General features: G+C 65.3%; 33 protein-coding genes. 29 read left to right on the forward strand and 4 right to left on the reverse strand.

Annotation, left to right across the window (positions count from 1 at the left end; all coding sequences use genetic code 11):
- Positions 1-593 precede the first annotated feature (593 nt).
- The 29 genes from rpsJ (at position 594) to IQ458_RS05080 (ending at position 16936) form a co-directional block, all read left to right on the forward strand.
- Positions 594-905, forward strand: coding sequence for a 30S ribosomal protein S10 (gene rpsJ / locus IQ458_RS04940; RefSeq protein WP_022968186.1), 312 nt, complete (start codon positions 594-596; stop codon positions 903-905).
- An 11-nt stretch (positions 906-916) separates the two neighbouring features.
- Positions 917-1570 carry a 50S ribosomal protein L3 gene (rplC, locus tag IQ458_RS04945; protein WP_183638685.1) on the forward strand — a complete coding sequence of 218 codons (654 nt, stop codon included), beginning with the start codon at positions 917-919 and terminating at the stop codon, positions 1568-1570.
- 11 nt (positions 1571-1581) lie between these two features.
- Positions 1582-2187: a 50S ribosomal protein L4 gene (gene rplD / locus IQ458_RS04950; RefSeq protein WP_141455881.1), complete on the forward strand. Its 606-nt coding sequence runs from the start codon at positions 1582-1584 to the stop codon at positions 2185-2187.
- Complete coding sequence (gene rplW, locus IQ458_RS04955; RefSeq protein WP_141455882.1) at positions 2184-2480, forward strand: 50S ribosomal protein L23; 297 nt, start codon at positions 2184-2186, stop codon at positions 2478-2480. The genes rplD and rplW overlap by 4 nt, the downstream gene beginning before the upstream one ends.
- 11 nt (positions 2481-2491) lie before the next feature.
- The gene (rplB, locus tag IQ458_RS04960) at positions 2492-3319 is read left to right on the forward strand and encodes a 50S ribosomal protein L2 (RefSeq protein WP_141455883.1); all 828 of its coding nucleotides are present in this window, start codon (positions 2492-2494) and stop codon (positions 3317-3319) included.
- 6 nt (positions 3320-3325) lie between these two features.
- Entirely contained in the window at positions 3326-3601 is a 276-nt protein-coding gene (gene rpsS, locus IQ458_RS04965) for a 30S ribosomal protein S19 (protein WP_183638682.1), read from the forward strand.
- A gap of 12 nt (positions 3602-3613) precedes the next feature.
- Positions 3614-3949, forward strand: a complete 336-nt coding sequence (gene rplV, locus IQ458_RS04970; RefSeq protein WP_079724420.1) for a 50S ribosomal protein L22 — start codon at positions 3614-3616, stop codon at positions 3947-3949.
- A gap of 2 nt (positions 3950-3951) precedes the next feature.
- Positions 3952-4686: a 30S ribosomal protein S3 gene (rpsC, locus tag IQ458_RS04975; RefSeq protein WP_141455884.1), complete on the forward strand. Its 735-nt coding sequence runs from the start codon at positions 3952-3954 to the stop codon at positions 4684-4686.
- Between the two features lie 2 nt (positions 4687-4688).
- Positions 4689-5102 (forward strand): 50S ribosomal protein L16, encoded by a 414-nt coding sequence (gene rplP / locus IQ458_RS04980; RefSeq protein WP_183638680.1) that lies wholly within the window; start codon positions 4689-4691, stop codon positions 5100-5102.
- On the forward strand, positions 5102-5287 hold the full coding sequence (rpmC, locus tag IQ458_RS04985; protein WP_141455886.1) for a 50S ribosomal protein L29: 186 nt from the start codon (positions 5102-5104) through the stop codon (positions 5285-5287). The genes rplP and rpmC overlap by 1 nt, the downstream gene beginning before the upstream one ends.
- A 12-nt stretch (positions 5288-5299) precedes the next feature.
- Positions 5300-5566 (forward strand): 30S ribosomal protein S17, encoded by a 267-nt coding sequence (rpsQ, locus tag IQ458_RS04990; protein WP_183638678.1) that lies wholly within the window; start codon positions 5300-5302, stop codon positions 5564-5566.
- Positions 5567-5581: 15 nt separating this feature from the next.
- Positions 5582-5950 (forward strand): 50S ribosomal protein L14, encoded by a 369-nt coding sequence (gene rplN / locus IQ458_RS04995; protein ID WP_013535986.1) that lies wholly within the window; start codon positions 5582-5584, stop codon positions 5948-5950.
- Positions 5951-5965: 15 nt separating this feature from the next.
- On the forward strand, positions 5966-6283 hold the full coding sequence (rplX, locus tag IQ458_RS05000) for a 50S ribosomal protein L24 (RefSeq protein WP_141455888.1): 318 nt from the start codon (positions 5966-5968) through the stop codon (positions 6281-6283).
- Positions 6284-6294: 11 nt separating this feature from the next.
- Positions 6295-6837, forward strand: a complete 543-nt coding sequence (gene rplE, locus IQ458_RS05005; RefSeq protein WP_141455889.1) for a 50S ribosomal protein L5 — start codon at positions 6295-6297, stop codon at positions 6835-6837.
- Between the two features lie 20 nt (positions 6838-6857).
- Positions 6858-7163 carry a 30S ribosomal protein S14 gene (rpsN, locus tag IQ458_RS05010; protein WP_183638676.1) on the forward strand — a complete coding sequence of 102 codons (306 nt, stop codon included), beginning with the start codon at positions 6858-6860 and terminating at the stop codon, positions 7161-7163.
- Between the two features lie 198 nt (positions 7164-7361).
- On the forward strand, positions 7362-7760 hold the full coding sequence (gene rpsH, locus IQ458_RS05015) for a 30S ribosomal protein S8 (protein ID WP_141455891.1): 399 nt from the start codon (positions 7362-7364) through the stop codon (positions 7758-7760).
- A gap of 12 nt (positions 7761-7772) precedes the next feature.
- Complete coding sequence (rplF, locus tag IQ458_RS05020; RefSeq protein WP_183638674.1) at positions 7773-8300, forward strand: 50S ribosomal protein L6; 528 nt, start codon at positions 7773-7775, stop codon at positions 8298-8300.
- A 29-nt stretch (positions 8301-8329) separates the two neighbouring features.
- Positions 8330-8686, forward strand: a complete 357-nt coding sequence (rplR, locus tag IQ458_RS05025) for a 50S ribosomal protein L18 (protein ID WP_183638672.1) — start codon at positions 8330-8332, stop codon at positions 8684-8686.
- A 153-nt stretch (positions 8687-8839) separates the two neighbouring features.
- Positions 8840-9382 carry a 30S ribosomal protein S5 gene (rpsE, locus tag IQ458_RS05030; RefSeq protein ID WP_141455894.1) on the forward strand — a complete coding sequence of 181 codons (543 nt, stop codon included), beginning with the start codon at positions 8840-8842 and terminating at the stop codon, positions 9380-9382.
- Complete coding sequence (rpmD, locus tag IQ458_RS05035) at positions 9375-9566, forward strand: 50S ribosomal protein L30 (RefSeq protein WP_055941302.1); 192 nt, start codon at positions 9375-9377, stop codon at positions 9564-9566. The genes rpsE and rpmD overlap by 8 nt, the downstream gene beginning before the upstream one ends.
- Entirely contained in the window at positions 9566-10009 is a 444-nt protein-coding gene (gene rplO / locus IQ458_RS05040; protein ID WP_181444278.1) for a 50S ribosomal protein L15, read from the forward strand. Before rpmD ends, rplO begins: the two co-directional genes overlap by 1 nt.
- A gap of 7 nt (positions 10010-10016) precedes the next feature.
- Positions 10017-11369 carry a preprotein translocase subunit SecY gene (gene secY, locus IQ458_RS05045; RefSeq protein WP_183638670.1) on the forward strand — a complete coding sequence of 451 codons (1353 nt, stop codon included), beginning with the start codon at positions 10017-10019 and terminating at the stop codon, positions 11367-11369.
- Positions 11370-11723: 354 nt separating this feature from the next.
- Complete coding sequence (gene rpsM / locus IQ458_RS05050; protein WP_055943298.1) at positions 11724-12080, forward strand: 30S ribosomal protein S13; 357 nt, start codon at positions 11724-11726, stop codon at positions 12078-12080.
- 12 nt (positions 12081-12092) lie between these two features.
- A complete protein-coding gene (gene rpsK / locus IQ458_RS05055; protein ID WP_055941307.1) occupies positions 12093-12485 on the forward strand; it encodes a 30S ribosomal protein S11 in 393 nt (130 codons plus the stop codon).
- A 14-nt stretch (positions 12486-12499) separates the two neighbouring features.
- Positions 12500-13126 (forward strand): 30S ribosomal protein S4, encoded by a 627-nt coding sequence (gene rpsD, locus IQ458_RS05060; RefSeq protein ID WP_141455897.1) that lies wholly within the window; start codon positions 12500-12502, stop codon positions 13124-13126.
- 54 nt (positions 13127-13180) lie between these two features.
- Positions 13181-14179 (forward strand): DNA-directed RNA polymerase subunit alpha, encoded by a 999-nt coding sequence (locus IQ458_RS05065; RefSeq protein ID WP_203322106.1) that lies wholly within the window; start codon positions 13181-13183, stop codon positions 14177-14179.
- 204 nt (positions 14180-14383) lie between these two features.
- Positions 14384-14755 (forward strand): 50S ribosomal protein L17, encoded by a 372-nt coding sequence (rplQ, locus tag IQ458_RS05070; protein WP_183638668.1) that lies wholly within the window; start codon positions 14384-14386, stop codon positions 14753-14755.
- Between the two features lie 215 nt (positions 14756-14970).
- A complete protein-coding gene (locus IQ458_RS05075; protein WP_183638666.1) occupies positions 14971-15486 on the forward strand; it encodes a disulfide bond formation protein B in 516 nt (171 codons plus the stop codon).
- 55 nt (positions 15487-15541) lie between these two features.
- Positions 15542-16936: a class II 3-deoxy-7-phosphoheptulonate synthase gene (locus IQ458_RS05080; protein ID WP_203322107.1), complete on the forward strand. Its 1395-nt coding sequence runs from the start codon at positions 15542-15544 to the stop codon at positions 16934-16936.
- 7 nt (positions 16937-16943) lie between these two features.
- Here the strand turns inward: IQ458_RS05080 and IQ458_RS05085 are convergent, their stop codons facing one another.
- The 4 genes from IQ458_RS05085 to typA all read right to left on the reverse strand — a co-directional run bounded on the left by IQ458_RS05085 (position 16944) and on the right by typA (position 24543).
- Positions 16944-20474, reverse strand: a complete 3531-nt coding sequence (locus IQ458_RS05085) for a bifunctional diguanylate cyclase/phosphodiesterase (protein ID WP_203322108.1) — start codon at positions 20472-20474, stop codon at positions 16944-16946.
- A gap of 91 nt (positions 20475-20565) precedes the next feature.
- Positions 20566-22179, reverse strand: a complete 1614-nt coding sequence (locus tag IQ458_RS05090) for an amidase (protein WP_203322109.1) — start codon at positions 22177-22179, stop codon at positions 20566-20568.
- 53 nt (positions 22180-22232) lie between these two features.
- A complete protein-coding gene (locus IQ458_RS05095; RefSeq protein WP_183638657.1) occupies positions 22233-22703 on the reverse strand; it encodes a DUF2127 domain-containing protein in 471 nt (156 codons plus the stop codon).
- Positions 22704-22713: 10 nt separating this feature from the next.
- Positions 22714-24543, reverse strand: coding sequence for a translational GTPase TypA (gene typA / locus IQ458_RS05100; RefSeq protein WP_192199240.1), 1830 nt, complete (start codon positions 24541-24543; stop codon positions 22714-22716).
- Between the last annotated feature and the right edge of the window lie 75 nt (positions 24544-24618).

A 24618-nucleotide genomic window follows, 5' to 3' on the forward strand; every position in this document is an offset into this window, starting at 1 on the left:
GGCGTCGTGGCCAAGATCATCAAGTAATGAATCGACGGGGCGGGCCGAAAGGCCCGCCCCGTTTTGTCGGTTCTTTTCCTGGCGAAAGCCGGGGCCATTGAACCGGCAAGGCGAGAAGTACCCCGGCGGGGCAGGGATTCCAGCCTCCACCGGTCTCCGGTAATAAAAATTCGCCGGATTTGCTGCAAACCAGCAAAAACATCGCTATAATGCGCGCCCCCAGATGGCCCAGCCATCCCGGGATATCGCAATACCCGCGCCGGTCCCCCCTGGGAGGTATGCCGGCGCTACCGCGAAAAGAAGCGCAGGGAGTGCTTCGTGTTCGCCAGACAAGGAGAGTCGCGTGCCTGCCGCCCGGTTTCAGGGGTGGACGCCCCGCTATTGACGGGGCCAGTCATGCGTCCTATACTTTTCTGTCTGGGCGGGCCGGTTTACCGGCCTGCCCAGTTTTTCAGGATGAAACCCCAGGCCGCTCAGGCTCACCGTTACCGCGCTTTCCGGCGGTTCCGGGACGGGGCTGAACGTCTGGACCCTACCGGGGCAAGGCATCCCAGAAGCCGCGCCCGTCGCTCTTTAACGAAGGAAATTCCGTCATGGCGGACCAAAAGATCCGAATCCGGCTCAAGGCGTACGATCATCGCTTGATCGACCGCTCGGCCAGCGAGATCGTTGAGACGGCCAAGCGGACCGGCGCGCAAGTGCGCGGCCCGATCCCGCTGCCGACCAAGATCGAACGCTACACCGTCCTGGTTTCCCCGCACGTCGACAAGGACGCCCGCGACCAGTACGAAACCCGCACGCACAAGCGTGTGCTCGATATCGTCGACCCCAACGACAAGACCGTGGACGCGCTGATGAAGCTCGAACTCGCGGCCGGCGTCGACGTCCAGATCAAGCTGACCTGAGGCCAACGACCATGACCGCGAAGAAGTATTCGTTGGGAATCGTCGGCCGCAAGGCCGGCATGACCCGCGTGTTCACCGAGGACGGCAAGTCCATTCCGGTGACGCTGATTGAAGCCACCCCGAACCGCATCACCCAGATCAAGACCCAGGAAACCGACGGCTACAGCGCCGTGCAGGTTGCCGTCGGCACCCGCCGTGCGTCGCTGGTCACCAAGCCGGTCGCCGGCCACCTGGCCAAGGCCAAGGTCGAAGCCGGTCGTGGCCTGTGGGAACTGCGCGTCGAAGCCGACAAGCTGGGCGACTTCACCGTCGGCGGCGAAATCAAGGCCGACATTTTCGAAGTGGGCCAGAAGGTCGACGTCCAGGGCGTGACCAAGGGCAAGGGCTTCCAGGGCACCATCAAGCGCTGGAACTTCACCATGGGCGACGCCACCCACGGTAACTCGCTGTCGCATCGCGCGCCGGGTTCGCTGGGCCAGCGCCAGACCCCGGGCCGCGTTTTCCCGGGCAAGAAGATGTCCGGTCACATGGGCGCGGTGCAGCAGAGCACCCAGAACCTTGAAGTGGTTCGCGTCGATGCCGAGCGCGGCCTGATCGCCGTCCGCGGCGCCGTTCCGGGTGCTGCCGGTGGCGACGTGATCGTGCGTCCGGCTAGCAAGGCTTAAGGAGAACGACAATGGAACTAGCCATTACAGGTAGCGCCAACAAGCTGTCGGTTTCCGACGCCGTGTTCGGTCGTGAATTCAGCGAAGATCTGGTCCACCAGGTCGTCGTTGCCTATCGCAATGCCGGTCGTGCCGGTACCAAGGCGCAGAAGACCCGCGCCGAAGTCAACGGCACCACCAAGAAGTCGAAGAAGCAGAAGGGCGGTGGTGCCCGTCACGGTGCGCTGACTGCGCCGATCTTCGTCGGCGGCGGCGTGACCTTCGCAGCGAAGCCCCGCAGCTTCGACCAGAAGGTCAACCGCAAGATGTACCGCGCGGCCATCTGCGCGATCCTGTCGGAGCTGAACCGCCAGAACCGCCTGATGGTGGTGGATGCGTTCGACCTCGACACCACCAAGACCAAGACGCTGATCGAAAAGCTGAAGGGTCTGGAAGTCGGTCAGCGTCCGCTGATCGTCACCGAAGACGCCTCCGAGCATCTGTACCTGTCCGCCCGCAACCTGCCGTATGTGGAAGTGCGCGACGTGCAGGGCCTGGATCCGGTCGCCCTGGTGGGCGCCGACAGCGTCGTCGTCACCGCCGATGCCGTCAAGAAGATCGAGGAGTGGCTGGCATGAGCAACGAGAAAATCTTCAGCGTGCTGCGTGCTCCGCGTGTCTCCGAGAAGACGGCGCGCCTGCAGGAAGTTTCCAACCAATACGTCTTTGAAGTTTCGAACGACGCCACCAAGGCCGATGTGAAGGCCGCCGTGGAAAAGTTGTTCGACGTCAAGGTCGAGGCAGTCAATGTGGTCAACGTGAAGGGCAAGAACAAGTCCTTCCGTTTCCGCAACGGCCGTCGCGGCGACTGGCGCAAGGCGTACGTGCGTCTGGCCGAGGGCCAGGCTATCGACGTAACGGCCAAGGCCTGAGGTAGACCCACATGCCATTGATGAAATTCAAGCCAACCTCCGCCGGCCGCCGTTCCGCGGTCCGCGTGGTGACGCCGGACCTGCACAAGGGTGCCCCGCATGCTGCGCTGCTTGAAAAGCAGAGCAAGACCGGCGGTCGCAACCACCACGGCCGCATCACCACCCGCCACATCGGCGGTGGCCACAAGCAGCATTACCGCATCATCGACTTCAAGCGCGACAAGGAAGGCATCCCGGCGCGCGTTGAGCGGATCGAATACGATCCGAACCGCACCGCGCACATCGCGCTGCTGTGCTACGTCGATGGCGAGCGCCGCTACATCATCGCCCCGAAGGGCCTGAAGGCCGGTGACCAGGTCATCGCCGGCAGCGACGCGCCGATCAAGGTCGGCAACACGCTGCCGCTGCGCAACATCCCGGTCGGTACCACCGTGCACGGCATCGAGCTGAAGCCGGGCAAGGGCGCCCAGATCGCCCGCGCCGCCGGTGCTGCCGTGCAGCTGGTTGCCCGCGAGCAGGGCTTCGCCACGCTGCGCCTGCGCTCGGGCGAAATGCGCAAGGTGCAGGTCGAGTGCCGCGCCACCGTTGGCGAAGTCGGCAACGACGAGCACAGCCTGGAAAAGCTGGGCAAGGCCGGTGCCAAGCGCTGGCGCGGCGTCAAGCCGACCGTCCGCGGTGCGGCCATGAACCCGGTTGACCACCCGCACGGTGGTGGTGAGGCCAAGGCCGGCCAGGGCAACCCGCATCCGGTCACCCCCTGGGGTGTGCCGACCAAGGGTTACAAGACGCGCAAGAACAAGCGCACTCAGCAATTCATCGTCCGCGATCGTAGGGGCTAATCGACCATGGCACGTTCACTCAAGAAGGGCCCGTTCGTCGATCACCACCTCATCAAGAAGGTGGAGGCCGCGGGCGGCAGCAAGAAGCCGATCAAGACCTGGTCGCGCCGCTCGATGATCCTGCCGGAAATGGTGGGCTTCACGATCGCCATCCACAACGGCAAGAACCACGTTCCGGTGCTCGTCAACGAGAACATGGTTGGCCACAAGCTCGGCGAATTTGCCGTCACCCGTACCTTTAAGGGCCACGGTGGCGACAAGAAAGCCGGCGGGAAGAAGTAAGGAGAGATGACCATGGAAGCGAAAGCCATCCTGCGCACCGCGCGCATCTCCCCGCAGAAGGCCCGCCTGGTTGCTGACCAGGTGCGTGGCCTGTCGGCCGAACGCGCCGTCAACCTGCTGAAGTTCTCGGACAAGAAGGCCGCCCACCTGATCAAGAAGGTGGTCGAGTCCGCTATCGCCAACGCCGAGAACAACCAGGGTGCCGACGTCGACGAGCTGAAGGTCAAGACCATCATGGTCGACGAAGGTCCGGTGCTGAAGCGTTTCATGGCCCGTGCCAAGGGCCGTGGTACCCGCATTCTTAAGCGCACCAGCCACATCACCGTGGTCGTGGGCGAGGGCAAATAAGTATGGGTCACAAAGTTCATCCGACCGGAATCCGCCTGGGCATCGCCAAGGACTGGAATTCCAAGTGGTTCGCCAACAAGCGCGACTACGCCGACTACCTGGCCGCCGACCTCAAGGTGCGCGAAATGCTGCGCAAGAAGCTGGCGCAGGCGGGCATCTCCAAGATCCTGATCGAGCGTCCGGCCAAGACCGCCCGCGTGACCATCCACACCGCCCGTCCGGGCGTGGTGATCGGCAAGCGTGGTGAGGATATCGAGAAGCTGCGCAAGGAAGTCAGCGACCTGATGGGCGTTCCGGCGCACATCAACGTCACCGAAGTCCGCAAGCCGGAACTGGACGCGCAGCTGGTGGCCGAGTCGATCGCCCAGCAGCTGGAGCGCCGCATCATGTTCCGCCGCGCCATGAAGCGTGCGGTCGGCAACGCGATGCGCCTGGGCGCCCTGGGCATCAAGGTCAATGTCGCTGGCCGCTTGAACGGCGCCGAAATCGCCCGTTCGGAGTGGTACCGCGAAGGTCGCGTGCCGCTGCACACCCTGCGTGCGGACATCGACTACGGCTTTGCTGAAGCCAAGACCACCTACGGCATCATCGGCATCAAGGTGTGGGTCTACAAGGGCGAAATCTTCGATTTCAGCCAGGTGGGCCAGGAAAAGCAGGACGACACGCCGCGCGCCGAACGCAATGAGCGCAGCGACCGTCCGCGTGGACCGCGCCGTGATCGCGAGGCGAGGGAATAATCATGTTGCAACCCAAGCGAACCAAATTCCGCAAGATGCACAAGGGCCGTAACGACGGCCTGAGCTGGAACGGCAACCTCGTCAGCTTCGGCGAGTACGGCCTGAAGGCCACGGCGCACGGTCAGCTGACCGCGCGCCAGATCGAGGCGGCCCGCCGCTCCATCAGCCGTTACGTCAAGCGTGGCGGCAAGATGTGGATCCGCGTGTTCCCCGACAAGCCGATCACCAAGAAGCCGATCGAAGTCCGAATGGGCTCCGGTAAGGGCAACGTGGAGTACTGGGTCGCCCAGATCCAGCCCGGCCGCATGATTTATGAAATCGAAGGCGTCAGCGAGGAAATCGCGCGCGAGGCGTTCCGCCTGGCCGCGGCCAAGCTGTCCGTCACCACCCAATTCGTGACCCGGACGGTGCGCTAATGGAACTCAAGCAACTCCGCGAGAAGTCGGCTGACGAACTGAAGGCCCACCTGACCGATCTGCGCAAGGAGCAATTCTCCCTGCGCATGCAGAAGGTCACCGGCCAGCTGCCGAAGACCCATGAAACCCGCCGGGTTCGCCGCGAGATCGCTCGCGTCAAGACCCTGCTTGGCGGCAAGAAGTAAGGAGCGCCCGAGATGAGCGATAACAAAGACAAAGCGCAACGCACCATCGAAGGCCGCGTCGTCAGCAACAAGATGGACAAGACCGTCACCGTGCTGGTGGAGCGTCAGGTCAAGCATGCCCTGTACGGCAAGTACATTCGTCGTTCCACCAAGCTGCACGCGCACGACGCGGACAACAGCTGCAAGGAAGGCGACGTGGTGCGGGTGACCGAAATCGCCCCGATGTCCAAGACCAAGAACTGGCGCGTGGTGGAAATCATCACCCGCGCGGCTGAATAAGAGGAGATCTGAATCATGATCCAGATGCAGAGCTACCTTGACGCGGCCGACAACTCCGGCGCCAAGGAACTGATGTGCATCAAGGTGCTGGGCGGCTCCAAGCGCCGTTACGCCGGCATCGGCGACATCATCAAGGTGACCGTCAAGGACGCCATCCCGCGTGGCAAGGTCAAGAAGGGCGAAGTCTACGATGCCGTGGTCGTGCGCACCCGCAAGGGCGTTCGTCGCCCGGACGGTTCGCTGATCCGCTTCGACGGCAACGCCGCCGTGCTGCTCAACAACAAGCAGGAGCCGATCGGTACCCGCATCTTCGGGCCCGTGACCCGCGAGCTGCGTTCCGAGAAGTTCATGAAGATCGTTTCGCTCGCGCCTGAAGTGCTCTGAGCGGAGGACATAGAAATGGCAAACCGTATCAAGAAGGGCGACCAGGTGGTCGTCATCGCCGGCAAGGACAAGGGCAAGAAGGGCGACGTGGTGCGCGTGGACGGTGACCGCGTGGTCGTCTCCAACGTCAACGTCGTCAAGCGCCACACCAAGCCGAATCCGCAGGCGGGCATCGCCGGCGGCGTGGTCGAGCGTGAATCCTCGATCCACATTTCGAACGTCGCGCTGTTCAACCCGGCCACCGGCAAGGGCGAGCGTATCGGTTTCAAGGTCCTGGAGGATGGACGCAAACTGCGTGTGTTCCGCTCCAGTGGTGAGGCGCTCGACGCCTGAGGAATGAGGTCATGACCACCCGTCTCGAAAAAATTTACAAGGAAGAAGTGGCGCCGGCTCTGATGAAGAAGTTCGGTTACACCAATCCGATGGAAGTCCCGAAGATCACCAAGATCACCATCAACATGGGTGTGGGTGAAGCGGCGACCAACAAGAAGATCCTGGAAAACGCCGTGGCCGACCTGGCCAAGATCAGCGGCCAGAAGCCGATCACGACCAAGTCCCGCATTTCGGTGGCTTCGTTCAAGATCCGCGACGGCTGGCCGATCGGCTGCAAGGTGACCCTGCGTCGCGCCAAGATGTACGAGTTCCTGGACCGCCTGATCAACATCTCGCTGCCGCGCGTGCGTGACTTCCGCGGCGTGTCGGGTCGTTCGTTCGACGGCCGCGGCAACTACAACATGGGCGTGAAGGAACAGATCATCTTCCCGGAAATCGACTTCGACCAGGTCGACGCGCTCCGCGGCATGGATATCGCCATCACCACGACCGCCAAGAGCGACGCCGAAGCCAAGGCGCTGCTGGAAGCGTTCAAGTTCCCGTTCCGCAACTGATATCGCGAGGAATACCACACATGGCCAAGACCTCAATGGTGAACCGCGATATCAAGCGGGCCAAGCTGGCGAAGAAGTACGCCACCAAGCGCGAAGCGCTGAAGAAGATCATCTCGGGCACCACCGCTTCCTATGAAGAAAAGATGGAAGCCGTGACCAAGCTGCAGAAGCTGCCGCGCGACTCGTCGCCGTGCCGCGAGCGCAACCGCTGCGAGCTGTCCGGCCGTTCGCGCGGCGTCTACCGCAAGTTCGGCCTCGGCCGCAACAAGCTGCGCGAAGCCACCATGCGTGGCGACGTGCCGGGCCTGCGCAAGGCCAGCTGGTAAGCCATCCGGCCTCCCGGGCACGCTCCGGGATGGCCAGAATCCAAGTCCGGCACATGCCGGACTTGTTGCTGTATAATTGCCGGTTCCCGCGGCCCGCCGCGGACCTGGGCCCCGTCGGGGCCGCCACCTGGGGCTTCCAGGCACAACCCAAGATTTTCGCGAAAGCGGATATCGGTGCTACTCAAAAGGCATTTACTTATGAGCATGACTGATCCCATCGCCGACATGCTGGTCCGCATCAAGAATGCGGCCGCGGTCGGCAAGCAGACGGTGAAGATGCCGTCCTCCAAGATCAAGGCCTCGATCGCCAACGTCCTGAAGTCGGAAGGCTACATCGCCGACGCGCGCGTGACGAAGACGGAAAACAACAAGGCCGAGCTGGAAATCGTCCTGAAGTACTTCGAAGGCAAGCCGGTCATCGAGAAACTGTCGCGCGTGTCCCGTTCGGGCCTGCGCCAGTACCGTGGCAAGGCCGAGCTGCCGAAGGTCCTCGGCGGCCTGGGCGTCGCCATCATTTCCACCTCCAAGGGCATCATGACCGATGCGCAGGCGCGCCAGCAGGGCGTCGGCGGTGAAGTCCTGTGCTTCGTGGCCTAACGGAGTAAGCCAATGTCCCGTGTAGCCAAAAAGCCGATTGCCCTACCCAAGGGCGTTGAAATCAACCTCCAGGCGGAAACGCTGACCGTCAAGGGCCCGAAGGGCACCCTGGCGATCACCAAGCCCGCCGGCGTCGAAGTGAAGATCGAGAACGGCGTTGCCAACCTGGCGCCGGAAGCCATCGAGCACGACGCCATCACCGGTACCATCCGCGCCATCCTCGCCAACATGGTGAAGGGCGTGTCCGAAGGTTTCGAGCGCAAGCTGGAACTGGTCGGCGTGGGTTACCGTGCCGCGATGCAGGGCAAGGATCTGAGCCTGTCGCTCGGCTTCTCGCACCCGGTCGTGTTCAAGGCGCCGGAAGGCATCACCATCGCCACCCCGACCCAGACCGAAATCCTGGTCCAGGGCGCGGACAAGCAGCGCGTGGGCGAAGTCGCCGCCAAGATCCGCGGTTTCCGTCCGCCGGAGCCCTACAAGGGCAAGGGTGTGAAGTACTCCGACGAGACCATCATCCGTAAGGAAGCGAAGAAGGCGTAAGCACGCCTTCGGCTTCGAGGAACCAGATCATGAGCATCAAGAACACCGCCCGCCTGCGCCGCGCCAAGTCGACCCGTGCGCACATCCGCGAACTGGGTGTGCCGCGCCTGTCCGTCCTGCGTACCGGCCAGCACATCTACGCCCAGCTGTTCACCGCCGACGGCGCCAAGGTCATCGCTTCTGCGAACACCCTGCAGTCCGACGTGAAGGATGGCCTGAAGAATGGCAAGAACAGCGACGCCGCCGCCAAGGTCGGCAAGCTGATCGCCGAGCGCGCCAAGGCCGCGGGCATCGAGAAGGTGGCCTTCGACCGTTCCGGTTACCGCTTCCATGGCCGCATCAAGGCCCTGGCCGACGCGGCCCGCGAAGGCGGCCTGCAGTTCTAATCTTGAAAGGCATGGGGGCGACCCCATGCCTTGACCTGCCGGCGCGGGCTGCGCCGGGCGCCCCGGTCCTTGTGTGACCGGAAGCGTGGCAACGAAGTACTCCACAACCATAAGTGGCCAAGCCACAAATCCACATCAACCAAGGATTTCGAAATGGCAGAACAACGTGAACCGCGGGGTCGTGATCGCGACCGCAACCGCGAAGAGAAAGTCGACGACGGCATGATCGAGAAGCTGGTCGCGGTCAACCGCGTCAGCAAGACCGTCAAGGGCGGCCGCCAGTTCACCTTCACCGCGCTGACGGTGGTGGGCGACGGCGCCGGCAAGATTGGCTTCGGCTACGGCAAGGCGCGCGAAGTGCCGGTCGCCATCCAAAAGTCGATGGAGTATGCCCGCAAGAACATGTCCAACGTCGACCTGAACAACGGCACCCTGTGGCACCCGGTCAAGGCCGGTCACGGCGCGGCGCGCGTGTTCATGCAGCCGGCGTCGGAAGGTACCGGCGTGATCGCCGGCGGCGCGATGCGCGCCGTGCTGGAAGCGGTCGGCGTGAAGAACGTGCTGGCCAAGGCTGTCGGTTCGCGCAACCCGATCAACCTGGTGCGCGCCACCCTGAAGGGCCTGAACGACATGCAGTCGCCCACCCGCATCGCGGCCAAGCGCGGCAAGAAGGTGGAGGAACTCCTCAATGGCTAACGAGTCCAACAAGACCGTCAAGGTCCGCCTGGTGCGCGGCCTGCGTGGTTCCCAGTCCCGCCACCGCCTGTCGGTGAAGGCGCTGGGCCTGAACAAGCTGAACGATGTGCGTGAACTCAAGGACAGCCCGCAGGTTCGCGGCCTGATCGCCAAGGTCCACTACCTCGTCAAGGTCGAGGAGTAATCATCATGCGTCTGAATACGTTGAAGCCCGCCGAGGGCGCCCGCGCCGAACGCACCCGCGTTGGCCGCGGTATCGGTTCCGGCCTGGGCAAGACCGCCGGTCGCGGTCACAAGGGTTCCTTCGCCCGTGCGGGCAAGGGCAAGATCAAGGCGAAGTTCGAAGGCGGCCAGATGCCGCTGATCAAGCGTCTGCCGAAGGTCGGTTTCCGCTCCAAGCTCAAGCAGGACACCGCGGAAGTGCTGTCCTACCAGCTGGACAAGCTGGAAGCCGGCGAGATCGACTTCGCAGCATTGCGTGCCGCCAAGCTGGTCCCCAGCACCGCCAAGCGCGCCAAGATCGTCAAGAAGGGCGAACTGACCAAGAAGTTCGTGCTGAAGGGCGTGCTGGCCACCGCAGGTGCCAAGGCGGCTATCGAAGCCGCCGGCGGCAGCGTGCAGGAGTAAGTGACGCATGGCGCAGGGTAATGCCGCCAGCGCGCTGGCAGGCGCAGGCAAGTTCACCGAACTCCGCCAGCGCCTGCTGTTCGTGCTGGGTGCCTTGATCGTCTATCGCATCGGCTGCTACGTGCCGGTGCCGGGCGTCAATCCCGACGCCATGCTCGCGATGATGCAGAACCAGGGCGGCATCGTGGACATGTTCAACATGTTCTCGGGTGGCGCCCTGCATCGCTTCAGCATCTTCGCGCTGAACGTGATGCCGTACATCTCGGCGTCGATCGTGATGCAGCTGGGCGTGCACATCTTCCCCAGCCTGAAGGCGATGCAGAAGGAAGGCGAGTCCGGCCGCCGCAAGATCACCCAGTACTCGCGCATCGGCGCGGTGCTGCTGGCGGTCGTGCAGGGCGGCAGCATCGCCGTCGCGCTGCAGAACCAGGTCGCTCCGGGCGGCGTGCCGGTGGTTTATGCACCGGGCCTCGGCTTCGTCCTGACCGCCGTGGTGGCACTGACCGCCGGCACCATCTTCCTGATGTGGCTGGGCGAGCAGGTGACCGAGCGCGGCGTCGGCAACGGCGTGTCGTTGATCATCTTCGCCGGCATCGTCGCGGGCCTGCCGGGCGCCGTGCTGACCACCCTGGAAGCCTTCCAGGCCGGTACGCTCAGCGCCATCTCGCTGATCATCATCGTGCTGGTGGTCTTCGGCTTCACCTTCTTCGTGGTGTTCGTGGAACGCGGCCAGCGCCGCATCACGGTGAATTACGCACGCCGCCAGGGTGGCCGCAGCGCGTACATGAACCAGACCTCGTTCCTGCCGCTGAAGCTCAACATGTCCGGCGTCATCCCGCCGATCTTCGCCTCCAGCATCCTGGCCTTCCCGGCCACGCTGGCGATGTGGTCCGGCCAGAACGGCGCGACCACCTGGTTGCAGCGCATCTCGCAGGCGCTGGCGCCGGGCGAACCGCTGCACATGATCGTGTTCGCGGCGATGATCATCGGCTTCGCGTTCTTCTACACGGCGCTGGTGTTCAACTCGCAGGAAACCGCCGAAAACCTGAAGAAGTCGGGCGCGCTGATTCCCGGCATCCGTCCGGGCAAGGCGACGGCGGATTACGTCGACGGCGTGCTGACCCGCCTGACCGCGGCCGGCTCGCTGTACCTGGTGGCGGTGTGCCTGCTGCCGGAAGTGATGCGGACCCAACTGGGCACGTCGTTCTACTTCGGCGGCACCTCGCTGCTGATCGTGGTGGTGGTGGTGATGGACTTCATTGCGCAGGTCCAGGCGCACCTGATGTCGCACCAGTACGAAAGCCTGTTGAAGAAGGCAAATTTGAAGGGTGGTTCCCGCGGCGGACTTTCGCGCGGATAATCGCTCCCCTGGCGCGGAAGCCTTCCGCGCGGCCGGCCCGAGAGGACCGGACCAACCAAAAGGGCGGCCCGGGCGGCGATCTCGCGCACGGGTGTGAAGCCGCCGGTCCCGCGCCAGAGTAGCGCGGGCGGGGCCGGGCCCCGGGGGAAACCCCGGAAGCCCGGCACCAGGCAGCTTCCGGCGCCGGAGCATGGGCACACTCCCCATGCCGGGCTTCGTGCCGACCCCTGGTCGGCGCGGGCTTCCCAGTAACCCGAGATCTTGCTAAAATTTCCAGTTCACTCCGTCCGTCTGCCCGTTTTCCTTGCCGGAAGGCGGCCTGCCGGGCCATCAAACACAGTTGGAGACCGCGTCATGGCGCGTATTGCAGGTGTCAACCTGCCTGCCCAGAAGCATGTCTGGGTCGGTTTGCAAAGCATCTACGGCATTGGCCGTACCCGTTCCAAGAAGGTCTGCGAAGCCGCTGGCGTCGCATCGACCACCAAGATCCGCGACCTGTCGGAGCCGGAAGTCGAGCGACTGCGCGCCGAAGTCGGCAAGTACGTGGTCGAGGGCGACCTGCGCCGTGAAGTCGGCATCGCGATCAAGCGCCTGATGGATCTGGGCTGCTATCGCGGTCTGCGCCATCGCCGCGGCCTGCCGCTGCGCGGCCAGCGCACCCGCACCAACGCCCGTACCCGCAAGGGTCCGCGCAAAGCCATCAAGAAGTAAGGGGCGACCATCATGGCCAAGCCAGCTGCTGCCAAAGTCAAGAAGAAGATCAAGCGCGTCATCACCGACGGCGTCGCCCACGTCCACGCTTCTTTCAACAACACCATCGTCACCATCACCGATCGCCAGGGCAATGCGCTTTCCTGGGCGACCTCCGGTGGTGCCGGTTTCCGCGGTTCGCGCAAGTCGACCCCGTTCGCTGCACAGGTCGCCGCCGAGAAGGCCGGCCGAGCCGCACTGGATTACGGCGTGAAGTCGCTGGAAGTCCGCATCAAAGGCCCGGGTCCGGGCCGTGAGTCGGCCGTTCGTTCGTTGAACAACGTCGGCTACAAGATCACCAACATCATCGACGTGACGCCAATCCCGCACAACGGGTGCCGTCCGCCGAAGAAGCGTCGCGTCTAAGGGGGCGATAAGAAATGGCTCGTTATATCGGTCCTACCTGTAAGCTCGCGCGCCGCGAAGGCGCCGACCTGTCCCTGAAGAGCCCGGCCCGCGCGCTGGACTCCAAGTGCAAGCTGGAGCAGAAGCCCGGCCAGCACGGTGCCGCCCGCAAGGGCAAGCTGTCCGACTACGCCACCCAGCTGCGCGAAAAGCAGAAGGTCAAGCGTATCTACGGTCTGCTGGAGCGCCAGTTCCGCAACTACTACAAGAAGGCCTCGACCAAGAAGGGCAACACCGGCGAGAACCTGCTGCAGTTGCTGGAAACCCGCCTGGACAACGTGATCTACCGCATGGGCTTCGCCGTGACCCGTCCGGCCGCCCGCCAGCTGGTCTCGCACCGCGGCGTGCTGGTCAACGGCAAGCCGGTCAACCTGCCGTCCTACCAGGTCAAGGCCGGTGACGCGATCGCCCTGTCCGAGCGTGCCCAGAAGCAGCTGCGCGTGCAGGAGTCGCTGACCCTGTCCGAACAGCTCGACCTGAGCCCGTCCTGGATCGAAGTCGACGCGAAGAAGTTCAGCGGCGTGTTCAAGGCCGTGCCGGAACGTTCCGACCTGCCTGCGGACATCAACGAAGCGCTGATCGTCGAGTTGTACTCGAAGTAATTCATTCACGCACCCCCGATGCCCCCGTCGGGGGTTTGCAGGAGACAAAGCAACATGACGGGTATCACTCAGCAAGTGCTGCGCCCCCGCGGCCCGCAGATCGAGCGTCTGACCGACAACCGCGCCAAAGTGGTCATCGAACCGCTGGAGCGTGGTTACGGCCATACGCTCGGCAATGCGCTGCGCCGCGTGCTGCTCTCCTCGATTCCCGGCTTCGCGATCACCGAAGTCGAGATCGACGGCGTGCTGCACGAATACAGCACCATCGAAGGCCTGCAGGAAGACGTGCTGGAAGTCCTGCTGAACCTCAAGGATGTGGCCATCCGCATCCACACCGGTGATTCCTCGACCCTGACCCTGAGCAAGCAGGGCCCGGGCGTGGTGACCGCCGCCGACATCAAGACCGATCACAACGTCGAAATCCTCAATCCGGACCTGGTCATCTGCAACCTGACCAAGGACACCGCGATCAACATGCGCCTGAAGATCGAGCGCGGTTTCGGCTACCAGCCGGCGGCTGCCCGCCGTCGTCCGGATGAAGAGACTCGCAGCATCGGCCGCCTGCTGCTGGACGCTTCGTTCTCGCCGGTCCGCCGCGTCGCCTACGCCGTGGAAGCCGCGCGCGTGGAGCAGCGTACCGACCTGGACAAGCTGGTCCTGGACATTGAGACCAACGGCACGATCGACGCCGAGGAAGCCGTGCGCACCGCCGCCGACATCCTCAGCGACCAGCTGTCGGTGTTCGGCGACTTCACCCACCGCGACCGCGGCGCGGCCAAGCCGGCCAGCAGCGGCGTGGATCCGGTGCTGCTGCGTCCGATCGACGATCTGGAGCTGACCGTGCGTTCGGCCAACTGCCTGAAGGCCGAGAGCATCTACTACATCGGCGACCTGATCCAGAAGACCGAAGTGGAACTGCTCAAGACCCCGAACCTCGGCAAGAAGTCGCTGACCGAGATCAAGGAAGTCCTGGCGCAGCGCGGCCTGTCCCTGGGCATGAAGCTGGAGAACTGGCCGCCGGCCGGCGTCGCCCAGCACGGCATGCTCGGTTAAGCCGCACGCAGTCATCGCAATACCCCGCGCCTTCGGGCGCGGGTGGTTTCACCAGAGCAACAACGTCGACGGGCCTGAAGGTTCGCGACGGTTTCCGGCCAGGGAGCACAGGCCGGTTCGGGCCATCCGCAGTCCAAGTTCCAACGCCAGGAAGGCGACAACGACGTCCAACAGCTTCAACATTCATCATCAGGAATCAAAACCATGCGCCACCAGAAAGCCGGCCGCAAGTTCAGCCGCACCAGCGCCCATCGCGAAGCGATGTTCAGCAACATGGCTGCCTCGCTGATCAAGCACGGCCTCATCCGTACCACCCTGCCCAAGGCCAAGGAACTGCGCCGCGTCGCCGAGCCGCTGATCACTTTGGCCAAGGTCGACGGGGTCGCCAACCGCCGCCTCGCCTTCTCGCGCCTGCGCGACAAGGAAGCCGTCGGTACCCTGTTCACCACCCTCGGCCCGCGCTACCAGTCCCGTCCGGGCGGTTACCTGCGTATCCTCAAGTGCGGTTTCCGCGCTGGCGACAATGCGCCGATGGCCTACGTGGAACTCGTGGACCGTCCGGAAGCGGCCGAGTAATCCGCCGTCCCGCAGGACCCCGAAAGACCCCGGCGATGCCGGGGTTTTTTGTGCCCGGAGGATCCGGCCCCGGCGATGGGAACGGAATGCGGATTCCCGGCCGGCGTGCCGTCCTTGGGGAGGAGGCCGCGAAGGGAATCGCTGGTAACCAGGTGGAATTTGTTTTTGGCCTTCACACGGCGATAATGCGCCTTACCCGTCCGCAGCGAGCTTTCATGAACCCGTTCCGCTGGTCGTTCCGCGCGCAGTTTCTCCTTGGCTTCGTCATCTGCGCCGGCCTGTTGGGCTATGCGCTGTATCTGGAGCATGTCCAGGGGCTGATTCCCTGTCCGCTGTGCACCTTCCAGCGCGGTGCGTTCGCGCTGCTGGCGCTGGTGTTCCTGCTGGGTGGCCTGCACTCGCCGAAGGCGGCGGGCGGGCGCGGCTTCTACGGCATCCTCGGACTGGCGGCGGCCGGGCTGGGCATCGGTATCGCCGGACGTCACGTCTGGCTGCAGGGCCTGCCGCCGGATCAGGTGCCGGCCTGTGGCCCGGATCTGGCCTACATGATGGAAGCCTTCCCGATGGGCGACGTGCTGAGGCAGGTGCTGACCGGCTCCGGCGAATGCGCCAAGGTCGACTGGGCCTTCCTGGGCCTGTCGATGCCGGGCTGGGCGTTGGTCTGGTTCGTGCTGCTGGCCCTGTGGGCGCTGTTTGCTGCGTTCAAGCGGCGCAAGTCGCGCTACTACTGAGGTTTGACGCGGCGCACCATTCTGTCACCATGGTGGACCGCATGAGGAATCCCCCATGAGTTCCCCCGATCGCAATCTCCGCGCCGTCAGCCTGCCCGCGAACTGGGCGCCCGACAGTTGGCGCGAACGGCCGGCGGTGCAGATGCCGACCTATCCCGACGCCGCGGAGCTCGCGTCGGCGCTGGCCGAACTTCGGCAGTTGCCGCCGCTGGTGACGTCGTGGGAAATCTTCGCGCTGAAGAAGCAGCTGGCCGAGGCACAGGAAGGCAAACGCTTCCTGTTGCAGGGTGGTGACTGCGCCGAGAGTTTCAGCGATTGCGAATCGGGACTCATCTCCAACCGGTTGAAGGTCCTGCTGCAGATGAGCCTGGTGCTGGTGCATGGCCTGCGCCTGCCGGTGGTGCGGGTGGGACGGTTCGCCGGCCAGTACGCCAAGCCACGTTCGGCCGACAACGAGACCCGCGACGGGACCACGCTGCCCAGCTACCGCGGCGATCTGGTCAACCGGCCGGAGTTCACCGCGGAGGCGCGGATCCCGGATCCGCGCCGGATGATCAAGGCGCATGCGCGTTCGGCGATGACGATGAATTTCGTGCGCGCGCTGATCGACGGCGGTTTCGCCGATCTGCACCACCCGGAATACTGGAACCTGAGCTGGGTGGGCTACTCGCCGCTGGCGGCCGAGTACCAGGACATGGTGCGTTCGATCGGTGACGCCGTGCGCTTCATGGAGACCCTGTCCGGATCCGAAGTCCACAATCTCAACCGCATCGATTTCTATACCTCGCACGAAGCGCTGCTGCTGCCGTACGAGGAAGCGTTGACCCGTGAAGTGCCGCGCCAGTGGGGCTGGTTCAACCTGAGCACGCACTTCCCGTGGATTGGCATGCGCACCGCGGCGGTCGACGGCGCGCACGTGGAGTACCTGCGCGGCGTACGCAATCCGATCGCCATCAAGGTTGGGCCGTCGGTCTCGCCCGATCAACTGCTGCGCCTGATCGATGTGCTGAATCCGGAAGACGAGCCGGGCCGCTTGACCTTCATCCACCGCATGGGCGCGACCCAGATCGCCGAGAAGCTGCCGCCGTTGCTGGAAGCGGTCCGCCGCGACAGCCGGCGCGTGCTGTGGGTCTGCGATCCGATGCACGGCAATACCGAGAGCACTTCGAACGGCTACAAGACCCGTCGGTTCGACAACATCCGGGGCGAGGTCGAGCAGTCATTCGATCTGCACGCCGCGGCCGGAACCCGGCTGGGAGGCGTGCACCTGGAACTGACCGGCGAGGACGTCACCGAATGCACCGGTGGCGCGCGCGAACTGACCGACGCCGATCTGGAGCGCGCATATCGCTCGACCGTGGACCCACGTCTGAACTACGAGCAATCGCTGGAAATCGCGATGTCGATCGTGCGCAAGCAGAACCAGCTGGCGTCGCCGGCCGGGCGCTGAGCCCGACTCAGGACCAGTGCGCGTGCATCCCGCGCGCCGGTTGCGGAATGAACCATGAAGGCTCGCCTGCGAACAGGCGGGCGAAATCGGCCGCCGGAACCGGAGGGCTGAACAGGTTGCCCTGCAATTCGTCGCATCCGTTGGCCACCAGCCACGCCAGCTGTGCCTGGGTCTCGACGCCCTCGGCGACCGTGCGGCACTGGAGCTGGCCAGCGAGGCCGATGATGGCGCGGGTGATCGCGCCCTGGTTGGCCTCGGTGACGTCGCGCACGAACGACTGGTCGATCTTGAGCACGTTGAAGCCGTAGTTGCCCAGGTAACTCAGGCTGGAGAAGCCGGTGCCGAAATCATCGATGGCGATGCGCACGCCCAGTGCCTTGAGCGCGCGCAGGACGCGGTCGGTGCGCTGCACGTCGCGCATCAGCGTGGTTTCGGTGACTTCCAGTTCCAGGTACTCGGCGGGCAGGCCGCTTTCCCCGAGCGCGGAGACGACGGTGTCCACCAGCGTATCGGTGTCGAAGTTGGCGGCGGCGACATTCACCGAAACCCGGATCGGCGGTAGGCCCATCTGCTGCCACTGCCGGCTCTGTCGGCAGGCGGCGCGGATGGCCCATTGGTCGAGATCGACGATGAGGTTGGTTTCCTCGGCGATCGGCAGGAATTCGCCGGGCAGCATCAGCCGCTCGCCGCGCTTCCAGCGCACCAGTCCTTCGACGCCGACGATGCGGCCGGTGCGGCGGTCGATCTGCGGCTGGTAGTAGAGGGTCAGGTCGCCGTTGCGCAGACTGCGGCGCAGGCTGCTTTCCAGCTCGATGCGCGCATCCACGCTCGACGCCAGTTCGCGGGTGTAGAAACGGAACGCATTGCGGCCGTTGCGTTTGGCCAGGTACATCGCCGCGTCGGAACGCATCATCAGGGTGGGCGCATCGTAGCCATCCTCCGGGAACAGGCTGACGCCGATGCTGAAGGCCTGGTGCAACTCGTGCGAGGCCACCGTGTAGGGCGTGCCGCCGGTCGCCAGCAATCGCTCTGCGATCAGCGCGACGCCGTCGCGGTTGACCACGTTGTCCAGCAGCACGACGAACTCGTCGCCGCCGGTCCGGTAGACCGTGCCCAGGTTGCCGATGTTGCGCTGGATCCGCTTGGCCACCTGTTGCAGCAGTTGATCGCCGATGTGGTGGCCCAGCGCGTCGTTGACGTGCTTGAACAGGTCCAGATCGATGAACAGCACCGCGACGCTGGTGCCGCGATGGGTGGCGTTGGCGATCGACTGCGCCAGCGCCTCGTTGAGCTGGAGGCGGTTGGGCAGCGTGGTCAGCGAGTCGTGGTGCGCCAGATAGGCCATGCGCGCGCTGAGCGTGCGCTCCTCGGTGATGTCGCGCAGGACCATGACCGATCCCATCAGGCTGTCGTCGTGCCCATGCAGGGGCGAGACGGAGCGCTTCACCAGCATCCGTCGGCCGTCCCGCCGAGCCAGTTCCAGATCACCCGGCACTGAAACCGGCGCACCGGTTTCGCCTTCTTCCGCGGATTCGGCGACGGACCGCAATGGCAGCACTTTCTCCAGCGCGAGGCCGACGGCCTCCTGCAGCGTCCAGCCACCGATCGCTTCCGCCGCCGGGTTCATGTAGGTGACGCGGCCTTCGGTATCGACCGTGACCACCGCCTCGCTGATCGAGGACAGGGTGACCTCGGCGCGCTCGGTGGCGTCGTGCAGCGCGCTTTCCAGCTGTGCCTTGTCGGTGATGTCGATCACCATCACCAGGAAACCGTTCACCGCGCCGTCGTCGCCGATGTCGGGTGTGTAGTAGACGTGCATCCGGCGCGGGCCGGAGGGCAGGGTGAAGGATGTCTCGAAGTCGACATCGCGGCCGGAGAGCACGGCGTCGATGTAGGGCTTGCGGCGCGCGTAGTGCTCTTCACCCAGCATCTCGCGAATCGGCACGCCCGGCGAGTACGGGCGTTGCCAGATCGGCAGCTCCTGGCAGGCGCGGTTGAAGAACACCGTGCGTTCCTGGCGATCGTACTGGGCGATCATCGCCGGCAGCTTGTCGGTGATGCGCTGCAGATGATCGCGGGCGAGCGAAATTTCGCGCTGCGCGCGCTTCTGCTCGCTGGTGTCGGTGGCCATCAGGTACCAGCCGGCGATGGTCCGGTCGGGGTCCACGTCCGGCACCAGATAGGCCTGGACCGGGCGTTCCGGGTCGCCGATGCGGGTCTCCCACACCGCGCCGTGATCCGGAGTGCTTTCCTCCAGCGCCCGGCGCAGATCGGCCAGGAACGCGGGATTGCCGGCATGGACTTCCTCGATGGTGCGATCCGTCCAGGGCGCCTGGTCGCCGAACCAGTCGCGGGTGGCCCGGTTGGTGAAGCCGTAGCGGCGATCCCGGCCCACGTAGGCGATCAGCGCCGGCAGGTGATCGGCGACCGCATCGAGCAAGGCGCGGCTGCGGTGCTCCGCGCGTGCCAGGCTGCGCAGGAGGAGGAACATCAGCACGCCGAAGGCCAGGCCGCAGAGCGTCAGTGCCGCAATGGGCAGCAGGCCGGGAATGGCGACGCGCGCGGGGGCCGAAAACAGGGTCAACTCCCAGGCGCCGCCGAGGAAATCCAGGTTGCGGGTGTAGTGGAAAGCCGGCTCCATGTCGGTGCCGTAGCGCGCACGCAGATTGGCGCGTTCGAACACCAGCATCGGAGGGGCGCCGGGCGCGCGGACGAGCAGGCGCAGATCGAGCGGATCTCCGCCGCCGGTTTCGCCCGCGACTTCCTGCATCACCTGGGCCCAGCCGAATCCCGCCGTCGCAAAGCCGCGCAGGTGCGCGCGGCGCAATGCCGCATCGGCCTCCAGCGGCATCGCGGCGTCGTAGACCGGCGAATAAAGCAGGAAGCCGGGACGTCCGGAATCGCCGCGCGAACTGTCGGCCAGGGCGATCCGTGGGGCGATGCTCAGTTGTCCGCTGTCACGGGCCCGCTGCATGGCCACGCGCCGGTCAGGTTCGGCGAACACGTCCTTGCCCAGCAGCGGCAGCATGCCGTCCCGTTCGGGGTAGACCAGGTCGAGCACCACGTATTCGTCGCGCGCGCCGTCGGGATGCAGACGGAATGCCGGCCCGTGGATTTCGCGCTGGCGGGCCAGATAGGCGGGTAGCTCGGCCGCCGCCACCCGGCGCGCGAAGCCCAGGCCATGCACGCCGGTGGGCTGGTTGGGAATCCGCAACCGGCGGGCGAAGGTCTGGAAGCCGGCGCGATCCAGACCCGGCTGCGCCTCCAGCACGGCCGCGGCGGCGCGCACCGTGTCCTCGTAGGCATTCATGTGGGTGGCCAGCGCGGTGGCCATGGCTTCGGCCCGCGCATGGAAGCGCGCGCCGGCGCCGGCCCGCGCCTGCTGCCAGGCCATCACCCCGAACCACAGCGACAGCAGGAAGGACAGCACCAGCACGCCCCATGCCAGCCGGTCCAGGCGCCGCCGGCGCTCTGCGGCGGCGAAGCGGGAGCTGCCCAGGGCACGCAGTTCCGAGGCGCGTTGCGGATCGAGCTCCATCAGCGTTCTGGTCGGGTGGCCGCGCGGACAGTTGGGGCCATGCTACGCCGGCTCCCGGATGGTCGCCAGAACCGGGAAGGGAGTGGAGCGTTCAGCGGCGGACCGCCTGCGACCCGCGGGTATCCAGGGTTGGCCAGTACTCGGGGGGATTGCGGGCACGGGTCAGTTGCTCGTAGGCGTAGCCGAGTTCGATCAGGCGGCCCTCGCTCCAGGCGGTTCCCATGAAGACGATGCCCAGCGGCAGGCCATCGCTGTGGCCCATCGGCACCGTCAGGCTGGGATAACCCGCGACCGCGGCGGCGCCGTAGCCCGCACCCGGGAAGTGATCGCCGGCCTTGTGGTCGGTCAGCCATGCCGGACCGGTGGCTGGCGCGATCAGCGCATCGAGCCGCTGCGCCTTGAGCGCCGCATCGATGCCCTCCGGACCGGCCAGCCGGCGCGCGCGACTGCGCGCGCTGATGTAGTCGCTTTCGCCGAGGCCACCCTTGGCGTTGGCCATCTCGAACAGCTCCTGCCCGAAATACGGCATCTCCGAGACGCGGTACTGCTGGTTGTAGCCGATCAGCTGCGACAGGGTTTTCACCGGCGCGCCGTGGCCGGCGAGGTAGCGCTCCAGCCCGGCCTTGAACTCGTACAGCATCAATTCCAGTTCGGCCTCGTCCCATTGGCCATCGGTCGGGATTTCGGCATCGACGATCGTCGCGCCGGCCTCGCGCATCACCTTGATCGCGCCTTCCATCGCGGCGGCGGCGTCCGGGTGGATCGCGAGCTTGCTGCGCAGCACGCCGATGCGCGCGCCCTTCAGTCCGTCCGGTTTCAGCCGCGCGTGATAGTCGAGGGTGATGTTCCAGGCCGCGTTGGTGGTGGCGGGATCGGCGGCGTCGCGACCGGCCAGTGCCGTCAGCAGCAGCGCCGCGTCCGCCACGCTGCGGGTCATCGGTCCGGCGGTGTCCTGGCTGAACGAGATCGGGATGATGCCGTCGCGGCTGATCAGGCCGACCGTCGGCTTCAGCCCGACCACGCCGCTGACCGCGGCCGGGCAGATGATGCTGCCGTCGGTTTCGGTGCCGATGCTGGCGGCGGCGAGGTTGGCCGAAACGGCGACCGCGCTGCCGGAACTGGAGCCGCAGGGATTGCGATCCAGCACGTAGGGATTGCGGGTCTGGCCGCCGCGGGCGCTCCATCCGGAAGTGGAATGGGTGGAACGGAAGTTCGCCCATTCGCTCAGGTTGGTCTTGCCCAGGATGACCGCGCCGGCCTCGCGCAGGCGCTTGACCAGGAAGGCGTCGCTGGCGGGCCGGAAATCCTTCAGCGCCAGCGAACCGGCCGAGTTGACCATCGGGGTGGCGTCGATGTTGTCCTTGAGCAGGATCGGGATGCCGTGCAGTGGGCCGCGCACCGCGTTGTTCTTGCGCTCGAGATCTCGCAGGGCCGCTTCCTTCATGGCGTCGGCGTTGATTTCGATGACCGAGTTCAGTTGCGGCCCGGCCTTGTCGATCGCGGCGATGCGGTCCAGGTAGGCGCGGGTGAGGGTGCGGCTGTCGAGTTCGCCGCGCTGCATGCGTCCCTGCAGGTCGTCGATGTCCAGTTCGGCGTAGGCGAAGTCCGTCGGCGCGTCGGCGGGCGCGTTGGTGACGGCGGCGGGCTGGCGCTGGCAGGCGGCCAGCATCAGGGCGGCTGAAAACAGCAGCGTTCGCGAACGCATGTGGCGGATTCCCCCGGTGAGCTAGCGTGAGGCTAGCAGGCCGGGAGGTCCTTTCAAACCCTGCGGCGCCTGTGCAGGTCGCGGCCGAGTATGTAGACCACGGCCAGATTGATCAGCAGCACCGCCCAGGTGTGCCAGCCGGGATGGTGGTACAGCGCGTACAGATCCAGAGGCAGGTACAGCGCCGAGCCGATGCAGCCCAGCCAGGAAGCCCACGCCCGGGCGCGCCACAGGCCCCAGGCTTCAGCCAGTCGCATGATCGCGTACAACACGACCACCAGGACGGCCAGGTGGACCGCTTCGGGATTGATGGCGTTGAGCAGCGACGGCAGGGTGCCGTGCTCGGTATCGAGGTGGAAGCGGGCGATCATCGCCTCCACCCAGCGCCGCAGCGGCTGCGGTCCCAGCAGCGCCAGCCCGGTCGCGGCGGCCAGCGCCAGTACCCCCTTCAACCCCTCGAACAGGGCGATGACATGCAGGCCCGGATGCGCCTTGGGATCCGGGTTGTAGGGGGCCTCGACCATCCGTGGGCGATCAGGCGGCGCGCGAGGCGCGCTTGCGATCGCTTTCGGTCAGCATCTTCTTGCGCAGGCGGATTTCCTTCGGGGTGACTTCCACCAGCTCGTCGTCCTCGATGAAATCCAGGGCCTGTTCCAGCGAGTACTTCAGCGCGGGGGTCAGCTTGATCGCGTCGTCCTTGCCCGAGGCGCGCATGTTGGTGAGCGGCTTGGGCTTGATCACGTTGACGGTCAGGTCGTTGTCCTTGGAATGGATGCCGACCAGCTGGCCTTCATAGACGTTGTCGCCTTCGGCGGCGAACAGGCGGCCGCGCTCTTCCAGCGGTCCCAGCGAGTAGGCCGGGGTGACGCCGGGGGCGTTGGCGATCATCACGCCGTTCTGGCGCTTGGCGATCGGGCCGGTTTCCTTCGGACCGTAGTGGTCGAACACGTGGAACAGCAGGCCCGAACCCTGGGTGAGGGTCCTGAACTCGTTCTGGAACCCGATCAGGCCGCGCGCCGGAATCGTGTAGTCCAGGCGCACGCGGCCCTTGCCATCCGACTCCATGTTCTTCAGCTGCGCCTTGCGGGTGCCCAGCTTTTCCATCACGCCGCCCTGGTGCACTTCCTCGATGTCGACCACCAATTGCTCGACCGGCTCCATCAACTGGCCGTCGATTTCCTTGATGATGACTTCCGGGCGCGACACCGCCAGCTCGAAGCCTTCGCGGCGCATGGTTTCGATCAGCACCGACAGGTGCAGTTCGCCGCGGCCGGAGACCAGGAACTTGTCGGCGTCGGCGGTCTCTTCGACCTTCAGCGCGACGTTGTGCAGGGTTTCGCGCTCGAGGCGTTCACGCAGCTGGCGGCTGGTGATGAACTTGCCGCCGGAGAAATCCTTGTGGCCGGCGAACGGCGAGTTGTTGACCTGGAAGGTCATGCTGATGGTCGGCTCGTCCACGGTCAGCGCCGGCAGCGCTTCCGGGGTGTCCAGCGCGCACACGGTATCGGAGATGCTCAGGTCCTGGATGCCGGCGATGGCGACGATGTCGCCGGCCTCGGCTTCCTCGACCTCGATGCGCTCCAGGCCCATGAAGCCCAGCACCTGCACGATCTTGCCCTGGCGCTTCTTGCCTTCGCGATCGACCACGCTGACCGGCTGGTTCTTCTTGACCTTGCCGCGCTGGATCCGGCCGATGCCGATCAGGCCGACGAAATTGTTGTAGTCCAGCTGGCTGATGCGCATCTGGAACGCGCCTTCCGGATCCACCGACGGCGCCGGGACGTGCTTCATGATCGCTTCGTACAGCGGGGTCATGTCGCCGTCGCGGGTGGTGTCGTCGAGGCTGGCGTAGCCGTGCAGCGCCGAGGCGTAGACGATCGGGAAGTCCAACTGTTCGTTGGTGGCGCCCAGCTTGTCGAACAGATCGAACACCTGGTCGATGACCCAGTCCGGACGCGCGCCGGGGCGGTCGATCTTGTTGACCACGACGATCGGCTTGAAGCCCATCGCGAACGCCTTCTGGGTGACGAAGCGGGTCTGCGGCATCGGGCCGTCCATCGCGTCGACCAGGATCAGCACCGAGTCGACCATCGACAGCACGCGCTCCACTTCGCCGCCGAAGTCGGCGTGCCCGGGGGTATCGACGATGTTGATGCGGTTGCCCTGCCAGGTGATGGCGGTGTTCTTGGCCAGGATGGTGATGCCGCGTTCCTTTTCCTGGTCGTTGCTGTCCATCACCCGCTCGGCAAGCACCGTGCGCTCGGACAGGGTGCCGGACTGCTTCAGCAGGCAGTCGACGAGAGTGGTCTTGCCGTGGTCGACGTGGGCGACGATGGCGATGTTGCGGAGATTCTGGATGGACATGCGGAAAAGCGCGCCAGTGTGCGCGCAGGGGCTGTGGAGGAATGGGGCGTATTATAACGGGTTACGTCCCCGCAA

It is taken from the genome of Pseudoxanthomonas beigongshangi, from assembly GCF_016820515.1.
GTDB classification, from domain to species: domain Bacteria; phylum Pseudomonadota; class Gammaproteobacteria; order Xanthomonadales; family Xanthomonadaceae; genus Pseudoxanthomonas_A; species Pseudoxanthomonas_A beigongshangi.